General features: G+C 72.3%; 23 protein-coding genes. 17 read left to right on the top strand and 6 right to left on the bottom strand.

Going from position 1 to position 24547, the window contains the following annotated elements; genetic code table 11:
* The first annotated feature begins 159 nt into the window (after positions 1-159).
* The 5 genes from arc (at position 160) to prcA (ending at position 6191) form a co-directional block, all read left to right on the top strand.
* Complete coding sequence (arc, locus tag ADL22_RS08840; RefSeq protein WP_066975487.1) at positions 160-1926, top strand: proteasome ATPase; 1767 nt, start codon at positions 160-162, stop codon at positions 1924-1926.
* Positions 1927-2201: 275 nt separating this feature from the next.
* A complete protein-coding gene (gene dop / locus ADL22_RS08835; RefSeq protein ID WP_079063958.1) occupies positions 2202-3713 on the top strand; it encodes a depupylase/deamidase Dop in 1512 nt (503 codons plus the stop codon).
* A 203-nt stretch (positions 3714-3916) separates the two neighbouring features.
* Positions 3917-4135, top strand: a complete 219-nt coding sequence (locus ADL22_RS08830; protein ID WP_066975554.1) for a ubiquitin-like protein Pup — start codon at positions 3917-3919, stop codon at positions 4133-4135.
* Positions 4136-4409: 274 nt separating this feature from the next.
* Positions 4410-5255, top strand: coding sequence for a proteasome subunit beta (prcB, locus tag ADL22_RS08825; protein WP_066975483.1), 846 nt, complete (start codon positions 4410-4412; stop codon positions 5253-5255).
* A 69-nt stretch (positions 5256-5324) separates the two neighbouring features.
* A complete protein-coding gene (gene prcA / locus ADL22_RS08820) occupies positions 5325-6191 on the top strand; it encodes a proteasome subunit alpha (RefSeq protein ID WP_066975481.1) in 867 nt (288 codons plus the stop codon).
* Positions 6192-6252: 61 nt separating this feature from the next.
* Here prcA and ADL22_RS08815 read toward each other — a convergent pair whose 3' ends face one another.
* Positions 6253-7305, bottom strand: coding sequence for a LacI family DNA-binding transcriptional regulator (locus ADL22_RS08815; protein ID WP_066975479.1), 1053 nt, complete (start codon positions 7303-7305; stop codon positions 6253-6255).
* Between the two features lie 121 nt (positions 7306-7426).
* Here ADL22_RS08815 and ADL22_RS08810 point away from each other — a divergent pair, with 121 nt between their 5' ends.
* The 11 genes from ADL22_RS08810 to ADL22_RS08760 all read left to right on the top strand — a co-directional run bounded on the left by ADL22_RS08810 (position 7427) and on the right by ADL22_RS08760 (position 18880).
* A complete protein-coding gene (locus ADL22_RS08810; protein WP_066975477.1) occupies positions 7427-8698 on the top strand; it encodes an MFS transporter in 1272 nt (423 codons plus the stop codon).
* 9 nt (positions 8699-8707) lie between these two features.
* Positions 8708-10069, top strand: a complete 1362-nt coding sequence (gene pafA, locus ADL22_RS08805) for a Pup--protein ligase (RefSeq protein WP_066975475.1) — start codon at positions 8708-8710, stop codon at positions 10067-10069.
* A gap of 180 nt (positions 10070-10249) precedes the next feature.
* A complete protein-coding gene (locus tag ADL22_RS08800) occupies positions 10250-11266 on the top strand; it encodes an FKBP-type peptidyl-prolyl cis-trans isomerase (RefSeq protein ID WP_079063957.1) in 1017 nt (338 codons plus the stop codon).
* Positions 11267-11334: 68 nt separating this feature from the next.
* Positions 11335-11709: an FKBP-type peptidyl-prolyl cis-trans isomerase gene (locus ADL22_RS08795; RefSeq protein WP_066975473.1), complete on the top strand. Its 375-nt coding sequence runs from the start codon at positions 11335-11337 to the stop codon at positions 11707-11709.
* A 116-nt stretch (positions 11710-11825) separates the two neighbouring features.
* Positions 11826-12815, top strand: a complete 990-nt coding sequence (locus ADL22_RS08790; protein ID WP_066975471.1) for a helix-turn-helix transcriptional regulator — start codon at positions 11826-11828, stop codon at positions 12813-12815.
* Between the two features lie 14 nt (positions 12816-12829).
* A complete protein-coding gene (locus ADL22_RS08785; RefSeq protein WP_066975469.1) occupies positions 12830-13780 on the top strand; it encodes a helix-turn-helix transcriptional regulator in 951 nt (316 codons plus the stop codon).
* 33 nt (positions 13781-13813) lie between these two features.
* Positions 13814-14074 (top strand): hypothetical protein, encoded by a 261-nt coding sequence (locus ADL22_RS08780; RefSeq protein WP_066975467.1) that lies wholly within the window; start codon positions 13814-13816, stop codon positions 14072-14074.
* Between the two features lie 35 nt (positions 14075-14109).
* Complete coding sequence (locus ADL22_RS08775) at positions 14110-14319, top strand: hypothetical protein (RefSeq protein WP_066975464.1); 210 nt, start codon at positions 14110-14112, stop codon at positions 14317-14319.
* A gap of 208 nt (positions 14320-14527) precedes the next feature.
* Positions 14528-14827, top strand: a complete 300-nt coding sequence (gene tatA / locus ADL22_RS08770) for a Sec-independent protein translocase subunit TatA (RefSeq protein ID WP_066975462.1) — start codon at positions 14528-14530, stop codon at positions 14825-14827.
* Positions 14828-14890: 63 nt separating this feature from the next.
* Positions 14891-15847, top strand: coding sequence for a twin-arginine translocase subunit TatC (gene tatC, locus ADL22_RS08765; RefSeq protein WP_066975461.1), 957 nt, complete (start codon positions 14891-14893; stop codon positions 15845-15847).
* Between the two features lie 216 nt (positions 15848-16063).
* Positions 16064-18880, top strand: a complete 2817-nt coding sequence (locus tag ADL22_RS08760; protein WP_066975459.1) for a DEAD/DEAH box helicase — start codon at positions 16064-16066, stop codon at positions 18878-18880.
* 46 nt (positions 18881-18926) lie between these two features.
* Here ADL22_RS08760 and ADL22_RS08755 read toward each other — a convergent pair whose 3' ends face one another.
* The 3 genes from ADL22_RS08755 to ADL22_RS08745 form a co-directional block, all read right to left on the bottom strand.
* Entirely contained in the window at positions 18927-20045 is a 1119-nt protein-coding gene (locus ADL22_RS08755; protein WP_066975457.1) for an LLM class flavin-dependent oxidoreductase, read from the bottom strand.
* 329 nt (positions 20046-20374) lie between these two features.
* On the bottom strand, positions 20375-20836 hold the full coding sequence (locus tag ADL22_RS08750) for an ABA4-like family protein (RefSeq protein WP_066975455.1): 462 nt from the start codon (positions 20834-20836) through the stop codon (positions 20375-20377).
* Positions 20833-21747: a hypothetical protein gene (locus ADL22_RS08745; RefSeq protein ID WP_107116256.1), complete on the bottom strand. Its 915-nt coding sequence runs from the start codon at positions 21745-21747 to the stop codon at positions 20833-20835. The genes ADL22_RS08750 and ADL22_RS08745 overlap by 4 nt, the downstream gene beginning before the upstream one ends.
* Before the next feature lie 159 nt (positions 21748-21906).
* On the opposite strand from ADL22_RS08745, the gene ADL22_RS08740 reads away from it, so the two are divergent.
* Entirely contained in the window at positions 21907-22602 is a 696-nt protein-coding gene (locus ADL22_RS08740) for a MerR family transcriptional regulator (protein ID WP_066975451.1), read from the top strand.
* 28 nt (positions 22603-22630) lie between these two features.
* Here ADL22_RS08740 and ADL22_RS08735 read toward each other — a convergent pair whose 3' ends face one another.
* Both ADL22_RS08735 and ADL22_RS08730 read right to left on the bottom strand, forming a co-directional pair.
* Complete coding sequence (locus ADL22_RS08735) at positions 22631-23482, bottom strand: siderophore-interacting protein (RefSeq protein ID WP_066975450.1); 852 nt, start codon at positions 23480-23482, stop codon at positions 22631-22633.
* Positions 23483-23563: 81 nt separating this feature from the next.
* Entirely contained in the window at positions 23564-24478 is a 915-nt protein-coding gene (locus ADL22_RS08730; RefSeq protein WP_066975448.1) for a 5'-3' exonuclease, read from the bottom strand.
* Positions 24479-24547 lie beyond the last annotated feature (69 nt).

Below are 24547 nucleotides of genomic sequence, written 5' to 3'. Positions count from 1 at the left end.
GCTTTCCGATGTTGTTGGGTGGGTATTCCCCAGAGGTGAGGACGTGCGCAAGGGTGAAGATCGGACACACCCCGACAGTCTTTTCGATCTAGGGGTTTCAACCTGCACCGGCCCAGGTAGGGTCAGGAAGCGTCCAGCTCCTTGGAGGAGGTGAGGACCGTGGCAGCCCACGACGACGACATCAACCGCGGCATCCGGCCGGGGCGCGGGTCTGAAGATCCAGCCGGTCAGGTTGCCTATCTTGAGCAGGAGATCGCCGTCCTGCGACGCAAGCTCGCCGACTCTCCGCGGCACACGAGGATTCTCGAAGAGCGGATCGTCGAGCTGCAGACCAACCTGGCCGGCGTTTCCGCCCAGAACGAACGCCTCGCCAATACGCTCCGCGAGGCCCGCGACCAGATCGTCGCGCTCAAGGAGGAGGTCGACCGGCTCGCGCAGCCGCCGGCCGGCTTCGGTGTCTTCCTGCAGACGAACGAGGACGGCACCGTCGACATCTTCACCGGGGGCCGCAAGCTCCGGGTGAACGTCAGCCCCAGCGTCGAGGTGGAGGACCTCCGGCGCGGCCAAGAGGTGATGCTCAACGAAGCACTCAACGTGGTCGCGGCCATGGAGTTCGAGTCGGCCGGCGACATCGTCACCCTCAAGGAAGTCCTGGAGGACGGCGAGCGCGCGCTGGTCATCGGGCACACCGACGAGGAGCGGGTGGTGCGGCTCGCCGAGCCGCTGCTGGACATCACCATCCGCCCCGGCGACGCCCTGCTGCTCGAGCCCCGCTCCGGCTACGTCTACGAGGTCATCCCCAAGAGCGAGGTCGAGGAGCTGGTCCTCGAAGAGGTCCCGGACATCGACTACACCAAGATCGGCGGTCTGAGCGGTCAGATCGAGCAGATCCGGGACGCGGTCGAGCTCCCCTACCTCTACCCCGACCTCTTCAAGGAGCACGAACTCCGCCCGCCCAAGGGCGTCTTGCTCTACGGCCCGCCCGGCTGCGGCAAGACGCTCATCGCCAAGGCGGTCGCCAACTCCCTTGCCAAGAAGGTCGCCGAGGTCACCGGCCAGCCCGCCGGGAAGAGCTTCTTCCTGAACATCAAGGGCCCCGAGCTGCTGAACAAGTACGTCGGCGAGACCGAGCGGCACATCCGCCTGGTCTTCCAGCGGGCCCGGGAGAAGGCCAGCGAGGGCACGCCCGTCATCGTCTTCTTCGACGAGATGGACTCCCTCTTCCGGACCCGCGGCTCCGGAGTCAGCTCGGACGTGGAGAACACCATCGTCCCCCAGCTGCTCTCCGAGATCGACGGCGTCGAGGGCCTGGAGAACGTCATCGTGATCGGCGCCTCCAACCGCGAGGACATGATCGACCCCGCGATCCTGCGCCCCGGCCGCCTCGATGTGAAGATCAAGATCGAGCGTCCGGACGCCGAGGCCGCCAAGGACATCTTCTCGAAGTACCTCACGGAAAGGCTTCCGCTGCACGCGGACGATCTCGCCGAGCACGGGAATTCCCGCAAGGCGGCGGTCAGCGGAATGATCCAGTCCGTCGTCGAGCAGATGTACGCGGAATCCGAGGAGAACCGCTTCCTGGAGGTCACCTACGCCAATGGTGACAAGGAAGTCCTTTACTTCAAGGACTTCAACTCCGGAGCGATGATCGAGAACATCGTCGGACGTGCGAAGAAGATGGCCATCAAGGCTTTCCTCGAGCACAACCAGAAGGGCCTCCGGGTCTCCCACCTCCTCCAGGCATGCGTGGACGAGTTCAAGGAGAACGAGGACCTGCCCAACACCACCAACCCCGACGACTGGGCCCGGATCTCCGGTAAGAAGGGCGAGCGGATCGTCTACATCCGCACCCTGGTCACCGGAAAGCAGGGCGCCGACACCGGCCGTTCCATCGACACGGTGGCGAATACCGGCCAATACCTGTAACACCGCTCTCCGGCTGCGGATGTCCTGCACGGGGCGTCCGCAGCCGGACGCTTTTCCAGGGGGCGCGCGGACCGCCCGGCGGTCCGGCGACGGACCAGGGAAAACCGGACTGGAGCAATGACTGTAATGATCTCCCCAGCGCCGCAAAGGCGTTCTAGGCTCTTCGGTACCGCTGCGTCTCGCTGTGCGGACGCGGGGAACGCACACGGACCGGAAGCGCAGCGGTTTTCGAGCGCCTGCCCCATCCGGGGGCGCCGCCGGGCAAGGAGGGCCGCATGACCGTACGGCGAGTAATGGGAATCGAGACGGAGTACGGCATCTCCGTCCCCGGCCACCCGAACGCCAATGCCATGCTCACCTCGTCCCAGGTCGTCAACGCCTACGCGGCCGCGATGCACCGGGCACGACGTGCCCGCTGGGACTTCGAGGAGGAGAATCCGCTGCGGGACGCCCGCGGCTTCGACCTCGCCCGCGAGGCCGCCGACTCCAGCCAGCTCACGGACGAGGACATCGGCCTGGCCAATGTCATCCTCACCAACGGCGCCAGGCTCTACGTCGACCACGCGCACCCCGAGTACAGCGCCCCGGAGGTCACCAATCCGCGGGACGCCGTCCTCTGGGACAAGGCCGGCGAGCGGATCATGGCCGAGGCCGCCGAGCGCGCGGCCCAGGTCCCCGGCGCCCAGCCGATCCACCTCTACAAGAACAACACCGACAACAAGGGCGCCTCCTACGGGACGCACGAGAACTACCTGATGAAGCGGGAGACCCCGTTCTCGGACATCGTGCGCCATCTGACGCCGTTCTTCGTCTCCCGGCAGGTGGTCACCGGCGCCGGACGGGTCGGCATCGGCCAGGACGGCAACGAGCACGGCTTCCAGCTCAGCCAGCGCGCCGACTACTTCGAGGTGGAGGTCGGCCTGGAGACGACGCTCAAACGGCCCATCATCAACACCCGCGACGAACCGCACGCGGACGCCGAAAAGTACCGCCGGCTCCATGTGATCATCGGCGACGCCAACCTCTCCGAGCTCTCGACGTACCTCAAGCTGGGCACCACCGCGCTGGTGCTGTCGATGATCGAGGACGGTTTCATCGCCGTCGACCTCGCCGTCGACCAGCCCGTCCGCACCCTCCACCAGGTCTCCCACGACCCATCGCTCCAGCATCTGATCACGCTCCGCAGCGGCCGGACACTGACCGCGGTCCAGCTCCAGATGGAGTATTTCGAGCTGGCCCGGAAGTACGTGGAGGACCGCTACGGCGCGGACGCGGACGAGCAGACCCGGGACGTGCTCACCCGCTGGGAGGACGTGCTCGGGCGGCTGGAGAACGATCCGATGAGCCTGTCCGGCGAGCTGGACTGGGTCGCCAAGCGCGAGCTGATGGAGGGCTACCGCCGCCGGGACGGCCTGGACTGGGACGCCGCCCGGCTGCACCTCATCGACCTCCAGTACGCCGACGTACGCCCCGAGAAGGGCCTGTACAACCGCCTGGTGGCCCGCGGCAAGATGAAGCGGCTGCTGGACGAGGCGGCGGTGGAGGAGGCCGAGCTGAAGCCCCCGGAGGACACCAGGGCCTACTTCCGCGGCCGCTGCCTGGAGCAGTACGCCGACGACGTGGCCGCCGCCTCCTGGGACTCGGTCATCTTCGACCTCCCGGGCCGTGACTCTCTGCAACGGGTGCCCACGCTGGAGCCACTGCGCGGGACCCGGAAGCACGTCAAGGAGCTGCTGGACCGCTGCCGTACGGCGGAAGAGCTGGTCAGGACGCTGTCCGGGCGGTGAGGGAGGGCAGGCGCCCGCCGGATCCGCCATGATCGGCGGCCGGCGGACGGCTGAAACGGGCCCGCCGCGGGAATCATCGAGGTGACTCCCGGGCGTTACAGGAAGTGCGGGGCCGATGTCGGACCCTGCTTGTAGGGTCGGATCTTGAAGGTCACATCGAGCAAGGTCACATCGAGCGGGGCAAACCGAGCGGGGTGAGGGATATGGCGACCAAGGACAGCGGCGGCGGACAGCAGCGGGCCACCCGGTCCACCGAAGAGGTCGAGGAGCAGGCACAGGACGCGCAGGTCTCGGAGGACCTCAAGGAGCGGCAGGAGAAGCTGTCCGACGACGTGGATTCCGTCCTGGACGAAATCGACGACGTCCTTGAGGAGAACGCCGAGGATTTCGTCCGGTCCTTTGTCCAAAAGGGCGGGCAGTAAGCGCGCAGGGGGCGTCTGCCTGACGCCGGCCGGCCGGGCGCGGGGTGCGGTCCGCAGCGGAGTTCCGCACGCCCGCGCCCGGCCGGTGCGCCGCGCCCCGGCGCCCGGCCGCACGCCGGTGCGCGCTGCCGGGTCCCGGCATGTGGATCACGCCTCCGGGGCGGGTAGGGTCCGAGGCGTACTCCGCTCCGGCTGCGCCGCAGCCCTGGGCCAATTCAAGGATCGGCCGGACGACCTCAATCGGGCGGGCGGCCGAGTATCCGGAAGGAAACGTGTGGAAGCCAACACTCGAAGCACCGGGCGTCTGCCAGCTGCCTTCCTGACGCCTGGCTCCTCGTCGTTCATGGATTTCCTCGGGTCGCACGCGCCCGAGCTGCTGCCGGGCAACCGCCCGCTGCCGCCGGTGCAGGGGGCCATCGAGGCGCCGCACGGCACCACCATCGTGGCGGCCTCCTTCCCCGGCGGTGTGGTGCTCGCCGGCGACCGCCGGGCCACGATGGGCAACGTCATCGCCCAGCGCGACATCGAGAAGGTCTTCCCGGCCGACGAGTACTCCGCGGTGGGCATCGCGGGCACCGCCGGCCTCGCGGTGGAGATGGTCAAGCTGTTCCAGCTGGAGCTGGAGCACTTCGAGAAGGTCGAGGGGGCCCAACTCTCCCTGGAGGGCAAGGCGAACCGCCTCTCCACGATGATCCGCGGCAACCTCGGCATGGCCATGCAGGGCCTCGCCGTGGTCCCGCTCTTCGCCGGCTACGACGTCGACCGCGAGAAGGGCCGGATCTTCTCGTACGACGTCACCGGCGGCCGGTCGGAGGAGCACGGCTTCGCGGCCACCGGCTCCGGCTCGGTCTTCGCGCGCAGCGCCCTGAAGAAGCTCTTCCGGGAGGACTTCACGGAGCATCAGGCCGCCACCGCCGTCGTCCAGGCGCTCTACGACGCCGCCGACGACGACTCGGCGACCGGCGGCCCGGACATGGCGCGGCGGATCTACCCCATCGTCACGGTGATCACCGAAGAGGGCTTCCGGAAGCTGACCGAGGCCGAGGTCTCCGAGATCGCCCGCGCCGTGCACGAGCGCCGCCTCGACCAGCCCGACGGCCCGCGCGCCGCGCTGCTCTGACGGGACGGAAGTTCCGCGGTGCGCCCCCCGACAGCGAGAGAGCTTTTGACAGGAAGGGACGGATAGCCGGTGTCGACGCCGTTCTATGTCTCACCCCAGCAGGCCATGGCCGACCGCGCCGAGTACGCCCGCAAGGGCATCGCGCGCGGCCGCAGCGTCGTGGTGCTGCAATACACCGACGGCGTGCTCTTCGTCGCCGAGAATCCCTCCCGCGCCCTGCACAAGGTCAGCGAGATCTACGACCGGATCGCCTTCGCGGCGGTCGGCAAGTACAACGAGTTCGAGAATCTGCGCATCGGCGGCGTGCGCTACGCCGATCTGCGCGGCTACACCTACGACCGCGAGGACGTGACCGCCCGCGGGCTGGCCAACGTCTACGCCCAGACGCTCGGCACCATCTTCTCCAGCGCGGCCGAGAAGCCCTACGAGGTCGAGCTGATCGTCGCCGAGGTGGGCACCGGCCCCGAGGACGACCAGATCTACCGGCTGCCGCACGACGGCTCCATCGTGGACGAGCACGGCTCGGTCGCGGTGGGCGGCAACGCCGACCAGATCAGCAGCTATCTGGACCAGCGCCACCGGGACGGTATGACGCTGGCCGAGGCGCTGCGGCTGGCGGTGGAGTCGCTCTCCCGGGACACCAACGGCGGCGAGCGCACGCTGACCGCCGAGCACCTCGAGGTCGCGGTGCTGGACCGGACGCGGCCGCAGAAGCGGAAGTTCAAGCGGATCCTGGGGCGGCAGCTGTCCCGGCTGCTGGATGAGCGGGCCGCTGACGGAAAGGCGGACGGCGAGTCCGGGGAGGGCGCGGGGGAGTCCTCGGGCGGCGCGTCCGCGAGCGGCGAGGAGACCGGCAAGGCCGGTGGGAAGGACTCGGCGAAGGGTTCCGGCAAGGACGCCGACGCGGGCCCGGAGAGCCCCGGCGCCGAGGACTGAGCGCCGCGCGGCGCCGTACACCGCTTCCGGGCCGGCCGCCCGGACCGCGCGCCCCGGTGGGTCAACGCCCGCCGGGGCGCGCGGCGTTGGGGTCCGGCGGCGGGGCCGTGGAGCCGCGCGGGACGAGCGTGACGGGGAGCGTCGGGGCGTCGGCCGGGGTGCCGTCCAGGACGGCCAGCAGCGCCCGCATCCCGGCCGCGCCGAACTCCTCGGCCGGCAGCCGTACGGTCGTCAGCTCCGGCTCGACCGCGACCGCCAGGGCCAGGTCGTCGAAGCCGGTGACCGAGACGTCCTCGGGGATCCGCAGGCCCAGGCGGCGGACCGCCTTGCACGCCCCGGCGGCCACGAGGTCGTCGTCGCAGAGCAGCGCGGTGGGGCGCGGGCCGGGCGCGGTCAGCGCGGTGTGCGCGGCGCGCAGCCCGGCCTCGACGCTCAGCGCGGCGGGGTGGCGGCGCAGTTCGGCGCCGGGCACGCCGGCCAGCGCCGCGCGCAGCGCCCGGGCCCGGACGGCGAACGTCCAGGAGTCGACATCGGCCGCGAGGTGGGCGATCCGGCGGTGGCCGAGGCCGGTGAGATGGGCCGCCAACTGCCGTACGCCGTCGGCGATGTCGAGGTTGACGGCGGCCGAGGCGGTGGGGTCGCCGGGGTCGCTGTCCAGCATCACCAGCGGCAGTCCGGCGGCGCGCAGCGCGGTGAGCGCGCCGGCCGCCATCGAGGAGGCGATGACGCCGTCCAGCGCCGCGGAGGCGGAGGCGAACGGGTCGCGGGCCGGGCCGGTGCCCTCGGGGGAGGGGTAGAGGACCACGCCGAAGTCGTGGTCGGCGGCGATCCGCGTCGCGCCGGTGTACACCCGGGCGAAGAACTCGCTGGTCAGCGCGGGCACCACGAGCAGTGCGGTGCGGGTGCGGCCGGTGCGCAGGCTGCGCGCGGCGAGATTGGGGCGGTAGCCCAGCTCGCGGGCGGCGGTCCGGACCGCCTCGGCCTTGGCGGGGGAGACCCGGCCGCGCCATTTGCCGCCCAGGACCAGCGAGACCGCGGCCTGCGAGACGCCGGCGGCGCGGGCGACATCGCGGCTGGTGGCGCGGGCGGGCGTCGTGGCCTCATGGCTGGTCACCGGGGGCGTCTCTCCTTGCGCACGGTCCGCGGGGTGGACCCGCGGCTGCCGCCATGGTACGTATGACCCCAGACGTTATACGTAACACGTCCGGCGTGGATCCGGACGGAAAGGGGCAGGCGTGGCCGCGGGATATGCGGAATTGCTCTCCACCCGGTATGCCGCCCGGCTGCTGGCCGGGACCCTGGTCGGGCGGCTGCCGAACGCCACCGCGGCGCTCGCCGTGGTGCTCTTCGTCCGGGCCCAGGGCGGCAGCTACGCGCTGGCCGGCGCGCTCTCCGCGGTCTACGCGGTCTGCAACGCCCTCGGCCAGCCGCTGCTCGGCCGGGCCGTGGACCTCTACGGCCAGCCCCGGGTGATGCTGCCCGCCTCGGTGCTCTCCGCGCTCGGCATGGCGCTGCTGGCCGCCGTCGGGGTGCGGCCGCTGTGGCCCGCCTGCGCGGCCATGGTGCTCGCCGGCTTCTTCACCCCGCCGCTGGAAGGCGGGCTGCGGGCGCTGTGGCCGGGGGTGCTCCAGCGGGCCGACCGGGTGCACGCCGCGTACGCGCTGGACGCGGTGGCGCAGGAAATCCTGTTCGCCCTCGGCCCGTTGCTGGTCACCCTCTGCGTGGAGCTGTGGTCGGCCGGTGCGGCGCTGCTGGTGATCAACGCCATCGGGGTGCTCGGCGCGCTCTCCGTCGTGGTCTCCGCGCCGTCCCGGCAGTGGCGCAGCGCGCCCCGCGAGGCGCACTGGCTGGGCGCGCTGCGCTCGGCCGGGATGCTGGTGCTGATCGGCGCGTTCTTCTTCGTCGGGCTGGCGCTGGGGTCGATCGCGGTGGCCGCGGTCGCGTACGCCGACCGGCACGGCGGCGGGATGGTCTCCAGCTATCTGCTCTCCGCGCTCGGCGCGGGCGCGCTGGCCGGCGGGCTGGTCTACGGGGCCCGGCAGTGGCCGGGCCGCCCGGAGGGGAGGCTGCGGCTGCTGGTGGCGCTGCTGGCGCTGGGCTACCTGCCGCTGGCCCTGGCGCCCGGGGTGGCCGGGATGACGGCGCTGGCGGGGCTGTCCGGGGTGTTCCTGGCGCCGTCGCTGGCCTGCGCGTTCGTGGTGGTGGACCGGCACGCGCCCACGGGGACGGTGACCGAGGCGTTCTCCTGGCTGGTGACCACGTTCGGGGTCGGCTCGGCGGCGGGCGCCTCGGTGGCCGGGCCGGTGCTGGAGCGCGGCGGCCCGGGCGCCGGATTCGCCGTCGCGGGCGCCTCCGGAATCGTCGCGCTGCTGGTCCTTTTGTCGACGAAGCGATTCCTCGGGGATCCGGTCCCATCCGCCGTGTCCTGCGCCGACGCGCCGGTCCGGGCGGAAAATGATCGGAACGGTGCCGTCGAACCCGGTTTCAGAGCAGGCCGTCAGGCGTAATGTTCAGTCATGGACCGCCGCATTTTCGGGCTGGAGAACGAGTACGGCGTCACGTGCACGTTCAGGGGACAGCGCCGACTGTCGCCTGACGAAGTGGCGCGCTACCTCTTCCGCCGTGTCGTGTCATGGGGCCGCAGCAGCAACGTCTTCCTGCGGAACGGCGCCCGCCTGTACTTGGACGTGGGCTCGCACCCGGAATACGCAACTCCCGAGTGCGACAACGTGACCGAGCTGGTCACCCACGACAAGGCCGGCGAGCGCATTCTCGAAGGTCTGCTCGTCGACGCCGAACGCCGCCTGCACGAGGAGGGAATCGCGGGCGACGTCTATCTCTTCAAGAACAACACCGATTCGGCGGGAAACTCCTACGGCTGCCACGAGAACTATCTCGTGGCCCGGCACGGCGAGTTCTCCCGGCTCGCGGACATCCTCATTCCGTTCCTGGTCACCCGGCAGCTGCTGTGCGGCGCCGGCAAGGTGCTCCAGACGCCGCGCGGCGCGGTCTACTGCGTCAGCCAGCGCGCCGAGCACATCTGGGAGGGCGTCTCCTCGGCGACCACCCGCTCCCGCCCGATCATCAACACCCGGGACGAACCGCACGCGGACGCCGAGCGCTACCGCCGGCTCCACGTCATCGTCGGCGACTCCAACATGTCGGAGACCACGATGATGCTGAAGGTCGGGGCCACCGACCTGGTGCTGCGGATGATCGAGGCGGGCACCGTCATGCGCGATCTGACGCTGGAGAACCCCATCCGCGCGATCCGCGAGGTGAGCCACGACACCACCGGCCAGCGCAAGGTGCGGCTGGCCAGCGGGCGCGAGGCGTCCGCCCTGGAGGTGCAGCAGGAGTACTACGAGAAGGCCGTGGACTTCTGCGACCGCCGCGGTATCCGCACGGGTCTGGTCGAACGGGTCCTGGAGCTGTGGGGCCGCACCCTCGAAGCCGTCCGCGACCAGGAGCTGGACCGCATCGCCACCGAAATCGACTGGGTGATGAAGCATCAGCTCATCGAGCGGTACCGCACCAAGCACAACATCAGCATGTCCCACCCCCGGGTGGCCCAGATAGACCTCGCGTACCACGACATCCACCGGCGCCGCGGGCTGTACTACCTCCTCGAACGCAAGGGGCAGGCGAAACGGATCTGCAACGATGTGAAGATCTTCGAGGGCAAGTCCGTCCCGCCGCAGACCACCCGCGCGCGGCTGCGCGGCGACTTCATCCGCCGCGCCCAGGAGCAGCGCCGCGATTTCACCGTGGACTGGGTGCACCTCAAGCTCAATGACCAGGCCCAGCGGACGGTCCTGTGCAAGGACCCGTTCCGTTCGGTCGACGACCGGGTGGAGAAGCTGATCGCCGGAATGTGACGGCCCGCGGCCGGCCGGAGACGGCGGCGGCGGACAACGCGGCGGTGCGCCGGGAGGGTGAATGCTCCCGGCGCATCGCCGTGCCGCCGCGGGGCCCTGTGTTAAGCCGAAGCGGCCACAGCGACAGGTCGTAGAGTGGCGGGCATTGTGCCCATCGACCCCACGATCCCGGTTGGACAGATGCTGAATTCTCCCGCGGGGCGCTCCCCCCGCCCGTTCGCCACGCACACCCGCCGCGCCGCCGCCGCCGCGCTGGCGGTGCCCGTGCTGCTCCTCGCCGCCGCGTGCGGGAACGACGACGGCTCCGGCTCCGGCGCGGCGGTGGTCAAGGTGACGGGCAGTGCCGGCGCCAAGCCCACGATCTCCGTGCCCAAGGACGCCAAGCCGGCCGACAAGGCCGTCACCAAGACCCTGATCGAGGGCAAGGGCGCGACCGTCAGCAAGGGGGACCTGGTCCGGCTGGACTTCTCCGCGCAGACCATGAAGGGCCAGGACCTCGGCAGCAGCTGGACGCCGCAGCCGGGCGCCAAGCCGGGCGCGGCCCGTACCCAGGTCGTCACCGAGGTCACCGACGAGATGACGCAGCAGATGCTGCCGCCGAAGGTGCTGACCGCCGCGGCCGGCCAGAAGGTCGGCAGCCGCTACGAGGTCGAGGGCACCGCCAAGGCGCTGATCGGCGAGGGCCTGAACCCGCAGTCGGGCGTCAAGCCGGAGGACGGCCTGGTGTGGGTCGTCGACGTGGTCGGCGCCAAGAAGGTGGACAAGAAGGCCAAGGCCGAGGGCGACCAGGCGGCGCCGGAGGACGGTATGCCGGAGGTCAAGGCGGAGGGTGACAAGGCCGCGCAGATCACCGTCCCCAAGGGCGAGAAGGCGCCCACCGACCTCAAGCAGCAGGTGCTGATCAAGGGCAAGGGCCCGGAGGTCAAGGCCGGCGACGGGCTGATCGCCCAGTACACCGGTGTGAAGTGGGAGGACGGCAAGAAGTTCGACTCGTCCTGGGACCACGGGGGCGCGACCGCGTTCCAGATCGGCACCGGGCAGGTCGTCCAGGGCTGGGACCAGGCCCTGGTCGGCAAGCACGTCGGCGACCGGGTGGAGATCGTGATCCCGCCGAAGCTGGGCTACGCCGCCAGCCCGCAGCACGCGCTGGCCAAGAACACGCTGGTCTTCGTGGTCGACATCGTCGGGACGGTCTGACCGGCCGGACCGCGGGATCTGCGAGACTGACCCGGTCATCGAAAAGATCCGCAAGTAGGAGCACATTCGTGAGCATCGACAAGCCCGAAATCGACTTCCCCGAAGGCCCGGTCCCCACCGACCTGGAGATCGTGGACCTCTGGGAGGGTGACGGGCCGGTCGCCAAGGCCGGGGACATGGTCTCCGTGCACTACGTCGGCGTCTCCTTCAGCACCGGCGAGGAGTTCGACGCGAGCTGGAACCGCGGCAAGCCGCTCCAGTTCCAGCTGGGTGCCGGCCAGGTCATCCCGGGCTGGGACAAGGGCGTCGCGGGCATGAAGGTGGGCGGCCGGCGCCGGCTGACCATCCCGCCGCACCTTGCCTACGGCGAGCGCGGCGCGGGCGGCGGCACCATCGCCCCCAACGAGACCCTGATCTTCGTCTGCGACCTGGTCGCCGTCTGAGACCAGCGACGACGCCCCCGGAGGGCCCGCGCCGGCCGGTGCGGGCCCTCCCGCTTTTGCCGGACGGGCACCGGGCGGTACGGTCACCCGTTGGGACTTGAGGAGAGAGGGCGCCGATGGCGATTGCCAAGGCCGAGCGGCTGATGAATCTGGCGCTGTGCCTGCTGGGGACGCGACGCCCGCTGACCAAGCACGAGCTGCGGTCCTCGATCGAGGCGTACCGCGAGGCGTTCGGCCCGGGCGCCCCGGCCGGCCCCGACGACGCCTTCAACCGCATGTTCGAGCGGGACAAGGACGACCTGCGCGAGCTGGGCCTGGTCATCGAGACCGTCGACGGCATCGACGGCGAGACCGGCTACCTCGCCCGCCGCGACAGCAACCGCCTCCCTGCGATCACCCTGGACGCCGAGGAGGCCGCCGCCCTCGGCCTGGCCGCCAAGGTCTGGCAGCAGGCCCGGCTGGCCGGCGCCGCCAGCGGCGCGCTCCAGAAGCTGCGCGCGGCCGGGATGCCGCTGGCCGGCGCCGAGGCCGACCTGGACGCCGGGCAGCCGCACAGCGCGCTGGAGCCCCGCATCCCCACCCACGAGGCGGCCTTCGAACCGCTGATGCTGGCCTGCCGCGACCGCCGCCCGGTCGTCTTCGACTACCGCAAGTCCAACGCCGCCCGCCCCGAGCAGCGGCACATCGAGCCGTGGATCCTGGAGTGCTGGCGCGGCCACTGGTACGTCGCCGGCTGGGACCGCGACCGCGGCGCCGAGCGGGTCTTCCGGCTCTCCCGCATCACCGGCCGGGTCCGCTCCCGGCAGGGGAAGTTCACCGCGCCGGTGCCCGACCACGTCACCGTCCGCGAGACCGTCGAGCGCTGGGCGGGCGAGACCGCCACCGGCACCGCCCGGATCCGGCTCCGCGCCGGGCACGGCTATCCGCTGCGCGCCCGCGCGCTGTCCGTCCGGGAACTGGACGGCGGCTGGGACGAGTTGGAGATCCCCAACGGGCACGGGCTCGACGCCTGGCTGGTGGAGTTCGGGCCGGACGTGGTCGTACTGGAACCGGCGGAGCTGCGCGACGGGGTCATCGACCGGCTGCGCGCGGTGGCCAAGGGCTGAGAGGGGGACGGACCATGGCTGCGAACGCGATCGACCAGACCCGCCGGATGCTGTCGCTGGTGACCTATCTGCGCGAGCGCCCCGGCGCCCGGGTCAGCGATGTGGCGCGCGCCTTCGGCATCACCGAGGACGAGCTGATCGCCGACCTCGACGTGCTGCCGATGTGCGGGACGAGCTTCCGCGGCGGCGACCTGATGGACATCGACACCGACGGCGACCGCATCTGGTGGCACAACCCCGACGACGTCGCCGAACCGCTGCGGCTGGCCGCCGACGAGGCCACCGCGCTGCTGGTCGCGGCCCGCGCGGTGGCCACCCTGCCGGGGCTGCGCGAGGGCGACCGGCAGGCGCTGCTGCGGGCCACCGCCAAGCTGGAGGCGGCGGCCGGCGAGGCGGCCGGGGCCAGCTCCCGGCTGTCGGTGACCTTCGAGTCCGAGGGCGGCGTCTTCGCCGACGTGGACCGCGCCATCGCCGAGCGGCGCCGGCTGTGGCTGCGCTACTACTCCCCGGCCCGCGACGAGCTGACCGAGCGCGAGGTGGACCCGATCCGGCTGTTCGCGGTCGGCCACACGTACATGGAGGCGTGGTGCCGGCTCTCCGAGGCCCGGCGCACCTTCCGGCTCGACCGGGTCGCCGAGATCCGGCTGCTGGACGCGCCCGCCGACCCGCCGCCGGTCGAGCTGCGGGACCTCTCCGAGGGGCTGGTGCAGCCCTCCGCCGAGGACCCCGAGGTCGCCATCGAGGTGGGGCCCGGCGGCCGCTGGGTCGCCGAGTACTACCCGCACGACAGCGCCGAGGAGCTGCCCGGCGGCGGGCTGCGGATCACCCTGCGCACCCCCGACCCGGCGTCGCTGCGGCGGCTGGCGCTGCGGCTGGGCCGGGACGGCCGGATCGTCTCGCCGCCGGAGCTGGCGGACAGCGCCCGCGAGGCGGCCCGGCAGGCGCTCGCGGCGTACGGCGGCTGAACGGACCCGCGGACCGGAGGAGAGGCGGACGGGATGACGACGACGAGCGCGGCGGCCGCGCCGGCGGGCAGAGCCGCGCCGGTGCGCTTCAAGGCGGCCTGCCCGGAGTGCCGGGGCCGGTTCGAGCTGGCCTCGGACGCCTTCCGGCTGGCCATCGGCGCCAGCCGGCGCACCACCTTCTACGCCTTCACCTGCCCCGGCTGCGGCCGCGCGGTGCGCAAACCGGCCGGGGAGCGGATCGTGGCGCTGCTCACCGGCGGCGGGGTGCGCACGCTGCGGCTGCACACCGGCTGACCGCCCGCCGCCGGACGGCCCGATAGGCTCGGTGCATGCTGTGGCCCATGATCGCTGTCGCCCTCGGTTTCCTGGGGATCGCCGTGCTCGGCGTCCTCGCCGTCCGCGTCTTCGCCCAGGTGCGGCGGCTGGCCCGGGAGGTCGGCACGGCCAGCGAGCGGATCCAGCGGGCCGCGAGCGACCTGGAGCGGGCCGCGGTGCCGCTGGCCTCGCGGATGCACGACCTCGGCCGCGAGCGCGGCTGACGCGCCGGGCGGCCTGCTCCCGCGCACGTCCGGCGGGTAGGCTGCGAAGCGGTTCAGACGGTGCGGCGGTGCGGGCAATCCGCGGTATGCACGGGGATTGCCGGACGTTCACCGCCGAACGTTACGATCGAGGCACCACCAGGACGCCAGTCCGACCCCATCGGCAGGCACCACAGGAGACGCCGCCCCGGCGAGAAGGTAGTCGCACATGCTAGCCAACCTGAGGCTCCCCGAGATTCTGCTGATCATCGCCGTGATCTTTCTGCTGTTCGGCGCGAAGAAGCTCCCGGACATGGCGCGTTCGCTCGGCAAGTCGGCCCGCATCCTCAAGAGCGAGGCCAAGGCGATGAAGAAGGAGAGCGAGGCGGAGAAGGCGGCCGAGGGCGGCACCGCGGCGCAGACGCCCGCCGACGCGGCCCAGCAGGCGCCCCGTACGATTCAGGCCGCCCCCGGTGACGTGGCCAGCTCGCGCCCCGTGGCCGAGCCGAACCGCACCAACCAGAGCTGACCGAGCCGATCCGGCCGTACCGGCCCACGCCGGTGCGGCTGACGCATGAGACGAGGAAGTGGGTTGCTCAAGTCTGCCCGCAAGCAGCAGAAGGACCCCGAGGGGCGGATGCCCCTCGCGGCACATCTGCGTGAGCTGCGCAACCGGCTGCTGAAATCGGTGCTGGCCATCCTCGTGGTCACCGCGATCGCGATGTGGCAGTACGACCACGTCGCGCACTTCATCACCGGGCCGGTCATCGACGCCGTCGGCTGCCCGAAGAACGGCGCGCCGGCCGGCGGGCACCCCCACCCGTGTGCGGAGATCACCGTGAACGGCCTGCTGGGTCCGTTCACGATCATGCTGAAGCTGTCGCTGACGGTCGGCCTGGTCGCGGCCAGCCCGCTGTGGCTCTACCAGCTCTGGGCCTTCCTCGCGCCCGGTCTCCACAAGCACGAGAAGAAGTACGCGCTGACGTTCGTGGGCGCCGGCGTCCCGCTCTTCCTCGGCGGCGCCTACCTCGCGTACGCGGTCCTGCCCACCACCGCCGGGGCGCTGGTGGGCCTGACCCCGGAGAACTGGGCCAACCTCTTCCCGGCCGACGACTTCCTCGACGTCGTCACGCGCATGGTGCTGGTCTTCGGCTTCTCCTTCGAGCTGCCGCTGCTGCTGGTGCTGCTCAACCTCGGCGGGGTGCTCACCGGCAAGCGGGTGCTGAGCTGGTGGCGGTTCATGGTGCTGGGCATCACGATCTTCTCGGCGGTCGCCACCCCGACCGGCGACCCGCTGACCATGTCCCTGCTGGCCGCCCCGATCGTGCTGCTGTACTTCGGCGCGGTGGGCATCTGCCTCTTCAACGACCGCCGGCGCCGGCTCGCCAACCCCGACCGGGACCTGGCCGACGACGAGGCGTCCGAACTCGATCTGACCCCGGCCGAGATCGGCGAGATCGAGCCGGTCGCGTCCGGCCGGATGCTGCCGGAGCAGGCCGGCGGGGAGCGGACGGACGGCGAGCGCCGCGGGTACGACGACGTGACCTGACGGGGCGAGTGGCGGCGGCGTCACGGGAAGTGACCCGCCACGCACCGGACTTCGCGGCCCCCGCGCGCTGACGCGCCGGGGGCCGCCGCCGTGTCCGGGGCCGGTGCCGGCGCTCTGGGCCGGGTCCCGGGCGGTCGGCCCCGGCGCCGGGCCGGGTAAAGGGCCGCCATAAAGATCCGGTCGATGTCAGAGGCGGCCGGTAGGCTCGTAAGCACGATGACCGAGGACATGTCCCCTGCTGAGCGCTATGCCGCCGCCAAGCTCCGCGCGGCCGAGCAGGCCACCGCACTCGCGCCGTTCCGGGAGCTGTACGACTTCGAGCTGGATCCGTACCAGATCGAGGCGTGCCAGGCCCTGGAGGCCGGAAAGGGTGTGCTGGTCGCCGCTCCCACCGGATCCGGCAAGACGATCGTCGGCGAATTCGCCGTCCACCTGGCCCTGGCGCAGGGCCGCAAATGCTTCTACACCACGCCGATCAAGGCGCTCTCCAACCAGAAGTTCCAGGATCTCGTCGCGCGCTACGGCCCCGAGAAGGTCGGCCTGCTGACCGGCGACAACAGCGTCAACGGCGACGCCCCGGTGATCGTGATGACCACCGAGGTGCTGCGCAACATGCTCTACGCCGGCTCGCAGTCGCTGGCCGGCCTGGGCTATGTGGTCATGGACGAGGTGCACTACCTCTCCGACCGCTTCCGCGGCGCGGTCTGGGAAGAGGTGATCATCCACCTCCCCGAGTCGGTGACGCTGGTCTCGCTCTCCGCGACGGTCTCCAACGCCGAGGAGTTCGGCGACTGGCTCGACACCGTCCGCGGCGACACCGAGGTGATCGTCTCCGAGCACCGCCCGGTCCCGCTGTGGCAGCACGTGCTCGCCGGCCGCCGGATCTACGACCTCTTCGAGGAGCGGGACGGCGCCGCCGGCACCCGCCGCGAGGTCAACCCCGATCTCGAGCGGCTGGCCCGGATGGAGAACAGCCGCCCCACCTTCGGCCGGGACAAGCGCCGCGGCCGCAATCTGCGGGAGGCGGACCGCGAGCGCGAGCGGCGGCAGCGCGCCCGGATCTGGACGCCGAGCCGCCCCGAGGTGATCGACCGGCTGGACAGCGAGGGGCTGCTGCCGGCCATCACCTTCATCTTCAGCCGGGCCGGCTGCGAGGCCGCCGTCCAGCAGTGCCTCCACTCCGGCCTGCGGCTCAACGACACCGAGGCCCGCGAGCAGGTCCGCCGGATAGTCGAGGCCCGCACGGCCGGCATCCCCGACGACGATCTGCACGTCCTCGGCTACTTCGAGTGGCTGGAGGGCCTGGAGCGGGGCATCGCGGCACACCACGCCGGGATGCTGCCGACGTTCAAGGAGGTCGTCGAGGAGCTGTTCGTCAAGGGCCTGGTCAAGGCGGTCTTCGCCACCGAGACGCTGGCGCTGGGCATCAACATGCCCGCCCGCTCGGTCGTCCTGGAGAAGCTCGTCAAGTGGAACGGCGAGCAGCACGCCGACATCACCCCCGGCGAGTACACCCAGCTGACCGGCCGGGCCGGGCGGCGCGGGATCGACATCGAGGGCCACGCGGTGGTGCTGTGGCAGCGCGGGATGAACCCCGCCGCGCTGGCCGGCCTCGCCGGGACGCGGACGTATCCGCTGCGGTCCTCCTTCAAGCCGTCGTACAACATGGCGGTCAATCTGGTCTCGCAGTTCGGGCGGCACCGCTCGCGCGAGCTGCTGGAGATGTCGTTCGCGCAGTTCCAGGCCGACAAGTCGGTGGTCGGCATCACCCGCCAGGTGCAGCGCAACGAAGAGGGCCTGGCCGGCTACCGCGAGGCGATGGTCTGCCACCTCGGCGACTTCGAGGAGTACGCCCGGCTGCGGCGTGAGCTGAAGGACCGGGAGACCGAGCTGGCCCGGCAGGGCGCGGCCCAGCGCCGGGTGGCGGCCGCCGCGGCGCTGGAGAAGCTCCGCCCCGGCGACGTCATCCACGTGCCGACCGGCAAGTACGCCGGGCTGGCGCTGGTGCTCGACCCGGGCATGCCGTCGGGCCGGACCAACGGCCACCGCGGTCTGGACGCCCACGACGGCCCCCGCCCGCTGGTGCTCACCGCCGAGCGGCAGGTCAAGCGGCTGGCGTCGATGGACTTCCCGGTGCCGGTGGAGGCCCTGGACCGGATGCGGATCCCGCGCAGCTTCAACGCCCGCAGCCCGCAGTCCCGCCGCGATCTGGCGTCCGCGCTGCGCACCAAGGCCGGCCATCTGGTGCCCGACCGGCACCGCCGGCCCCGGGCGGAGGCGGCCGACGACCGCGAGATCGCCCGGCTGCGCAAGGCCATCCGCGCCCATCCCTGCCACGGCTGCGACGAGCGGGAGGACCACGCCCGCTGGGCGGAGCGCTACCAGCGGCTGATGCGGGACACCCGCCAGCTGGAGCGCCGCATCGAGGGCCGGACGAACACCATCGCCCGCACCTTCGACCGGATCTGCGCGCTGCTGACCGAGCTGGACTACCTCGAAGGCGACACCGTCACCGACGAGGGCCGCCGGCTGGCCCGCCTCTACGGCGAGCTGGACCTGCTGGCCAGCGAGTGCCTGCGGGAGGGCGTCTGGGAGGGTTTGAGCCCCGCCGAGCTGGCGGCCTGCGCCTCGGCGCTGGTCTACGAGGCGCGCCAGGCCGACGACGCGGTGGCGCCCAAGCTGCCGGCCGGCAAGGCCCGGGACGCGCTCGCCGAGATGGTGCACATCTGGGGCCGGCTGGACGCCCTGGAGGAGCAGCACCGGATCAATCAGGCCGAGGGCGTCGGCCAGCGCGAGCCGGATCTGGGCTTCGCCTGGGCCGCCTACCGCTGGGCCTCCGGCTTCGGCCTGGACGAGGTGCTGGGCGAGGCGGACATGCCGGCCGGCGACTTCGTCCGCTGGTGCAAGCAGCTGGTGGACGTCCTCGGCCAGATCGCCGCGGCGGCCCCGCCCGAGGGCACGGTGGCCCGAGCGGCGCGCAAGGCGATGGACGGGGTGCTGCGCGGGGTCGTGGCGTACTCCTCGGTGGGCTGACCGGGAGTCCGGCCGCCGGGTGCCCGCCCGGCGGCCGGCCCCGCCGCTACGACGCGGCGCGCGCCGAGGCGCCGGCCCGTTCCGCGTCGCGCTTGGCGACCTCCTCGCGGACCAGCGGGATGACGTACCGCCCGAAGTCGATGGCGTCGTCCAGCAGGTCGTAGCCGCGCGCGGAGAGGATGTCCACGCCCAGGTCGTAGTAGTCCAGCAGCGCCTGGGCGACGGTCTCCGGCGTGCCGACCAGAGCCGTGGAGTTGCCCGCCCCGCCGGTCTCCGCGGCGGTCGGCGTCCACAGCGCCCGGTCGTGCCGCTCACCCTGCGCGGCCACCGCCAACAGCCGCTGGGAGCCCGCGTTCTGAGGGTTCGTCAGCGGATGGCGGCGGCTGAGCACACCGCCCGCCTTGCGGGCCCGGATCCGCTCCAGGGTGCGGTGCGCCTTCTCCCAGGCCAGCTCCTCGGTGGGCGCGATGATCGGGCGGAACGCCACCTGGATCCGGGGCACGTCGGTGCGGCCGGCCGCGGCGGCGGCCGCCTTGACCGAGGCGATCTGCTCGGCGGTCTGCGCCAGCGGCTCGCCCCACAGGCAGTAGATGTCCGCCTCGGCGCCGCCCGCCGCGTACGCCGCCGGGGAGGAGCCGCCGAACGACACCTGGGGATGCGGCTGCTGGACGGGGAAGGTGTCGGAGACGAAGTCGTGGAAGCGGTAGTGGGTGCCCTCGTGGTCGAAGGGCTCGTGGCGGGTCCAGACCTTCTTGACGATCCGGATGTACTCGCGGGTGCGGTCGTAGCGCTCGTCCTTGGTGAGGGTGTCGCCCTCGCGGCGCTGCTCGTGGTCGTTGCCGCCGGTGATGAAGTGCACCGCGAGCCGGCCGTCGCTGATCCGGTCCAGGGTGGCGAAGGTCTTGGCGGCGAACGTCGGGTACGAGACGTTGGGCCGGTGGGCCACCAGGAGCTGGAGCTTCTCGGTGCGGGCCGCGACGTAGGCGGCGGCGGGGGAGGGGTCGGGGGAGCCGGAGCCGTAGGCGAACAGGACCCGGTCCCAGCCGTACTCCTCGTGGGCGCGGGCCAGCTTGAGGGTGTAGTCCTTGTCGAAGGAGGCGCCGGAGCGCGGGCTTACTTCGGAGCCGTCGTGGGTGGCGGCTATGCCGAGGAACTCGACAGGCATGGGTGCGGCCTCGTCTTCTCGTGAAGGTGCTCAGGGGTGTCCCCAGGGATGTCCCGATGGGGGTGGAGGGGCGCGGACGAGAAGTCAGCGGCAACAGGACGCGGACCACACTCGACCGAAGTCGATGTGGTCGCGGGTGACCAGCCGTTGCCGAGGTCGCATGGAGCCAGTGGAACAGGGAAGTCCATGCGGAGTCAAGGAATTTGGGGAGGAGGGGGTGGGGGAGGGGCGGGCCGGGGGCCGGAGCGCGTGTGCTGACTGACCGTCAAATCAGTTGGAGCGCCCGGGAGTTGCTACCCGTACTGGCCCGTCCCTGTCGTGGGATGCGGTTACGGGTGCCGGGCCGGTGTTGCCGTTCCGTTCCGCCGGGCCCGGAGGCGTACCGCGGCGCGCAGGAGGAGGAAGAGCAGGACGCCGATCGGGGAGAGCAGGATGGTCAGGACCAGCAGCGGGGCCATCACCAGCGGGTGGATGCCCAGGGTCCGCGCCTCGCGGTACATCCACTGGCCGAGGAAGAGGTCCCAGGCGATCAGCTGCGCCCAGATCGCGCCGGCCCCGCCGCCGAGCGCCAGCAGCCGCTGGAATCCGGCCAGGTCCGGACGGCTCACCGCCGCCCACAGCTGCGGGAAGACCGGTATCGCGAGCGCGAGGTAGACGCCGATGACGGGGACCATCGGCAGGGGGGAGGCGGCGATCCGGTCGGTCCAGCGCCGGCCGGGGGCGAGGATCAGCAGCGCCCAGAAGGGGGCGGCGAGGGCGAACGCCAGGCTGAAGAGGGTGCGGTCGGTCATGCGACGGGCTCCGGGGTGGGGGTGGGGCGGGTGCGGTCGGCGCGGGGTGCGCGCAGCGCGGCGAGGGTGCCGGCCGCGGTGGCGGTGACGAGGACGGCCAGCGCGGTGAGGGTGGCCGCGTCGGGGCGGAGCAGGGCCTGGCCGCGCAGCGCCTGCCAGGTGACCAGGGCGAGCAGCCCGGCGAGGAAGCCGGCCGCGGTGGCGACCAGCCGCAGCCGTACGCGCTCGTCGCGCAGCCGGCTCCGGCGGCGGGCCAGCGCCTCGATCCCGTAGAGGAAGAGCGGGAGCGCCTGGAGGGCGTGCATCCCGACGAAGTGCGGGATGCGCAGGTCGCCGCCGGTGGCGTTCCAGCCGGTCAGGGGCAGGGCGGGGCCGCCGTCGGGGACGCCGACGCTGTGGGCGCCGAGCACGGTGGGGACGATTCCGGCGGCCTGCTGGGCCTGCTGCTCCGGTGTCGGCATCAGCATCAGCCCGCCGAGCAGCAGTCCGGCCAGGGCGATCAGCGCGCCGAGTCGGATCGCCCAGGCCGTGGCGCGGTCGCCGAGCCGGGCCCGGAACAGCACCACCGCGATCACCAGGGTGGCGGTCCAGAGGATCGCGATGGTGGCACCCATGGCCATGAACAGGGCGCGGTCCAGCGGGGTTTCGATGTTGAAGTGGCTGCGTCGGCCGCGCAGCGTCTGCCCCACGATGATCGCCATCTCGATGAGCCCGGCGACCACGATGGTGTGGGCCGCCCACTCGCCGGCCCGGCTGCGGGCGGGGCGTCGCGACAGCATCCAGGCCAGCGTCAGCCCGTAGGCCGCGAACGAGACCGAGAACTTGAACGGCTTGAACCAGATCGGCGCGCCGACCAGCACCCGGTCGTCGAGGAGCATCCCGGCCGCCGAGACGGCGGCCAGCGCGGCCATCGCCCAGGAGAAGGCGAGCAGGGAACGGTATCGGGACATGCGGAAGGAACCCCCCATGGGCAGAATGGATAGTGGCGCTTGCCGCTATCTGATAGCGGGACTATCTATGATGGGGAGCGGATTGGCAAGACGGGGCGGGCGAGGAGGGAAGGGCGTCAGATGCGCATCGGCGAGCTGAGCCGCGAAACCGGCGTGGCGGTGCCCACGATCAAGTTCTACGTCCGCGAGGGGCTGCTGCCGCCCGGCCGGCTCACCAGCCCCAACCAGGCCAGTTACGACCAGGACCATGTCCGCCGGCTGCGGCTGATCCGCGGGCTGATCGACGTCGGCGGGCTGTCGGTGGCGGCCGTCCGCGAGGTGCTGTCCGCCGTGGACGCCCCCGGGGTGCCGGTGCACAAGGTGCTCGGCGCGGCGCATGACGCGATCACGCCGGTGCCCGCCACCCGCCCCGAGGGGCTGCCGGAGGCCCGGCAGGCGGTCGCCGAGCTGATCGCCCGGCGCGGCTGGCGGGTCGGCCCGGACCATCCGGCGGCGGAGGCGATGGCGGTGGCGCTGGCCGCCTTCCGGGACCTCGGGCAGGGCGCGTTCGTGGAGGTCTTCGACGACTACGCGGCGGCGTGCGAGCGGATCGCCGGTGCCGATCTGGCGTACGTGGGGCGCCATGCGGAGGTGGACGCGCTGGTGGAGAGCGTGGTGGTGGGGACCGTGCTCGGGGACGCGGTGCTCACCGCGATGCGGCGGCTGGCGCACGTCGACCGCTCGGCGCGGCGCTACGAGCGGGACGGTGACGGGGACGAGGGCGCGGCGGACGGCGCCGGGCCGGAGACGGCGCGGGGCGGCGCCGGCTCGCCATGAGCCGCGCCGCCCCGGGTGCGGTGGTGGGTCAGGCGGCCGCGGCGGGCTCCTGCTCCGCCTCGACCTGCTCGTTCCAGGCGCGCTTGCCGGCCTGCCAGCCGTCCTCGTCGTGGCCGGCGCGCCAGTAGCCGGAGATCGACAGCGCCTCGCGCGGGACGGCGTGCTCGACGCGGAGCAGCCGGCGCAGCTCCTTCACGCTGCCGGCCTCGCCGTGCACGAACGCCTGGACCCGGCCCGCCGGGAACGTGAGCGCCCGTACGGCGGCGACCAGTTCGCGGCCGACCGGGGCGGTGCCGCGGTGCAGCCAGGTGATCCGGGCGCCGGGCGGCGCGGTCAGCTCCTGGCGCTCCTCGGGGCCGGCGACCTCGATGAAGGCGTGCGCCACGGCATCCTCCGGCAGCCGCTCCAGGGCGGCGGCGATGGCCGGCAGCGCGCTCTCGTCGCCGGCGAGCAGATGCCAGTCGGCCGCCGGGTCCGGGGCGTAGGCGCCGCCGGGGCCGAGGAACATGATCTCGTCGCCCGGCCGGGCGGCCGCCGCCCACGGCCCGGCCAGCCCCTCGTCGCCGTGCACGACGAAGTCCACGGTCAGCTCGCGGGCCTCGGCGTCCCAGGCGCGGACGGTGTACGTACGGGTGCGCGGCCACTGGTCGCGGGGCATCTCGGCCCGGATCCGGCCCATGTCGAACGGTTCGGGATAGCGGACGTCCGGCAGCGGGAAGACCAGTTTGACGTAGTGGTCGGTGTACTGGCCCGCCTCGAACGCCGCCAGTCCGTCGCCGCCGAGGACGACGCGGACCATGTGCGGTGAGAGCCGCTCGGTGCGCCGCACCTGGGCGCGGTGCGGTGTCTGCGTTCTGCGGGCCGGTCGCTCTGCTGCCACGGCTTCTCTCCCCTGACGCGGGCGGGAGCGGGGCGCCCCTGGGGGCGGACCCCGCCTGTTAGGTTTACCTAACCTAACAGTTCACCGCTGGAGCGCGCCCAGCAAGCGCTGCAACGCGCCACCCAGGCCCCACCGCTCGGCCAGCGCCGCCAGCCGCTCCGGATCGGCCGGCTCGGCGGGCAGGGCGAGGGCGGTCTCCGGGAGCGGGACGTCGTCCGCCACCCGGACCACCTTGGGGGCGACCGCCAGGTAGGGCAGCGCCTCGGTGATCCGCCGGCGCTGCGCCGGGGTGAGCCTGGACGCCGGGTCCTCGGCCGCGGCGATGACGCCGGCCAGGCTGCCGTAGGCGTCCAGCAGCTTCGCGGCGGTCTTCTCGCCGATGCCCGGGACGCCCGGCAGCCCGTCGCTGGGGTCGCCGCGCAGCAGCGCCAGATCCGCGTAACCGGGGCCGTCCACCCCGTACTTCTCGCGCAGCAGCGCCCCGTCGGTGAGCTGGAGGGTGCCGACGCCCTTGAGCGGATACAGGACGCGGATGGCGCGGGCGTCGTCGACGAGCTGGAAGAGGTCGCGGTCGCCGGTGACGATGTCGACCGGGCCCGCCGCCCGCGCGGTCAGGGTGCCGATGACGTCGTCGGCCTCGTAGCCGGGGGCGCCGATCCGGGCGATGCCCAGCGCGTCCAGCACCTCCTCGATCACCGGGACCTGCGGGGAGAGGGTGTCCGGGATCTCCTCCGCGTCCGGCTCGGCCGAGCCGGCGGGGGCCTCCTCGGCGACCCGGTGCGCCTTGTAGGACGGGATCAGATCGACCCGCCACTGGGGGCGCCAGTCGAAGTCCATGCACGCGGCCAGGTCGTCGGGGTGGTGGTCCTGGACGAGCCGGGCGATGAAGTCCAGCAGGCCGCGCACCGCGTTCACCGGCGTGCCGTCCGGCGCCCTGACCGATTCCGGTACGCCGAAATAGGCGCGGAAGTAGAGGGAGGCGGTGTCGAGGAGCATCAGGCGTCGAGTCACACCCCGCATGATGCCGTATGCCCCAAACGCGCCGCCGGTGTGAGGTAACTCACC

This window comes from Streptomyces sp. NRRL F-4489 (assembly GCF_001509485.1).
In the GTDB taxonomy this organism is placed as follows: Bacteria; Actinomycetota; Actinomycetes; order Streptomycetales; family Streptomycetaceae; genus Streptomyces.
This window is presented reverse-complemented; position numbering and strand designations above follow the sequence as displayed.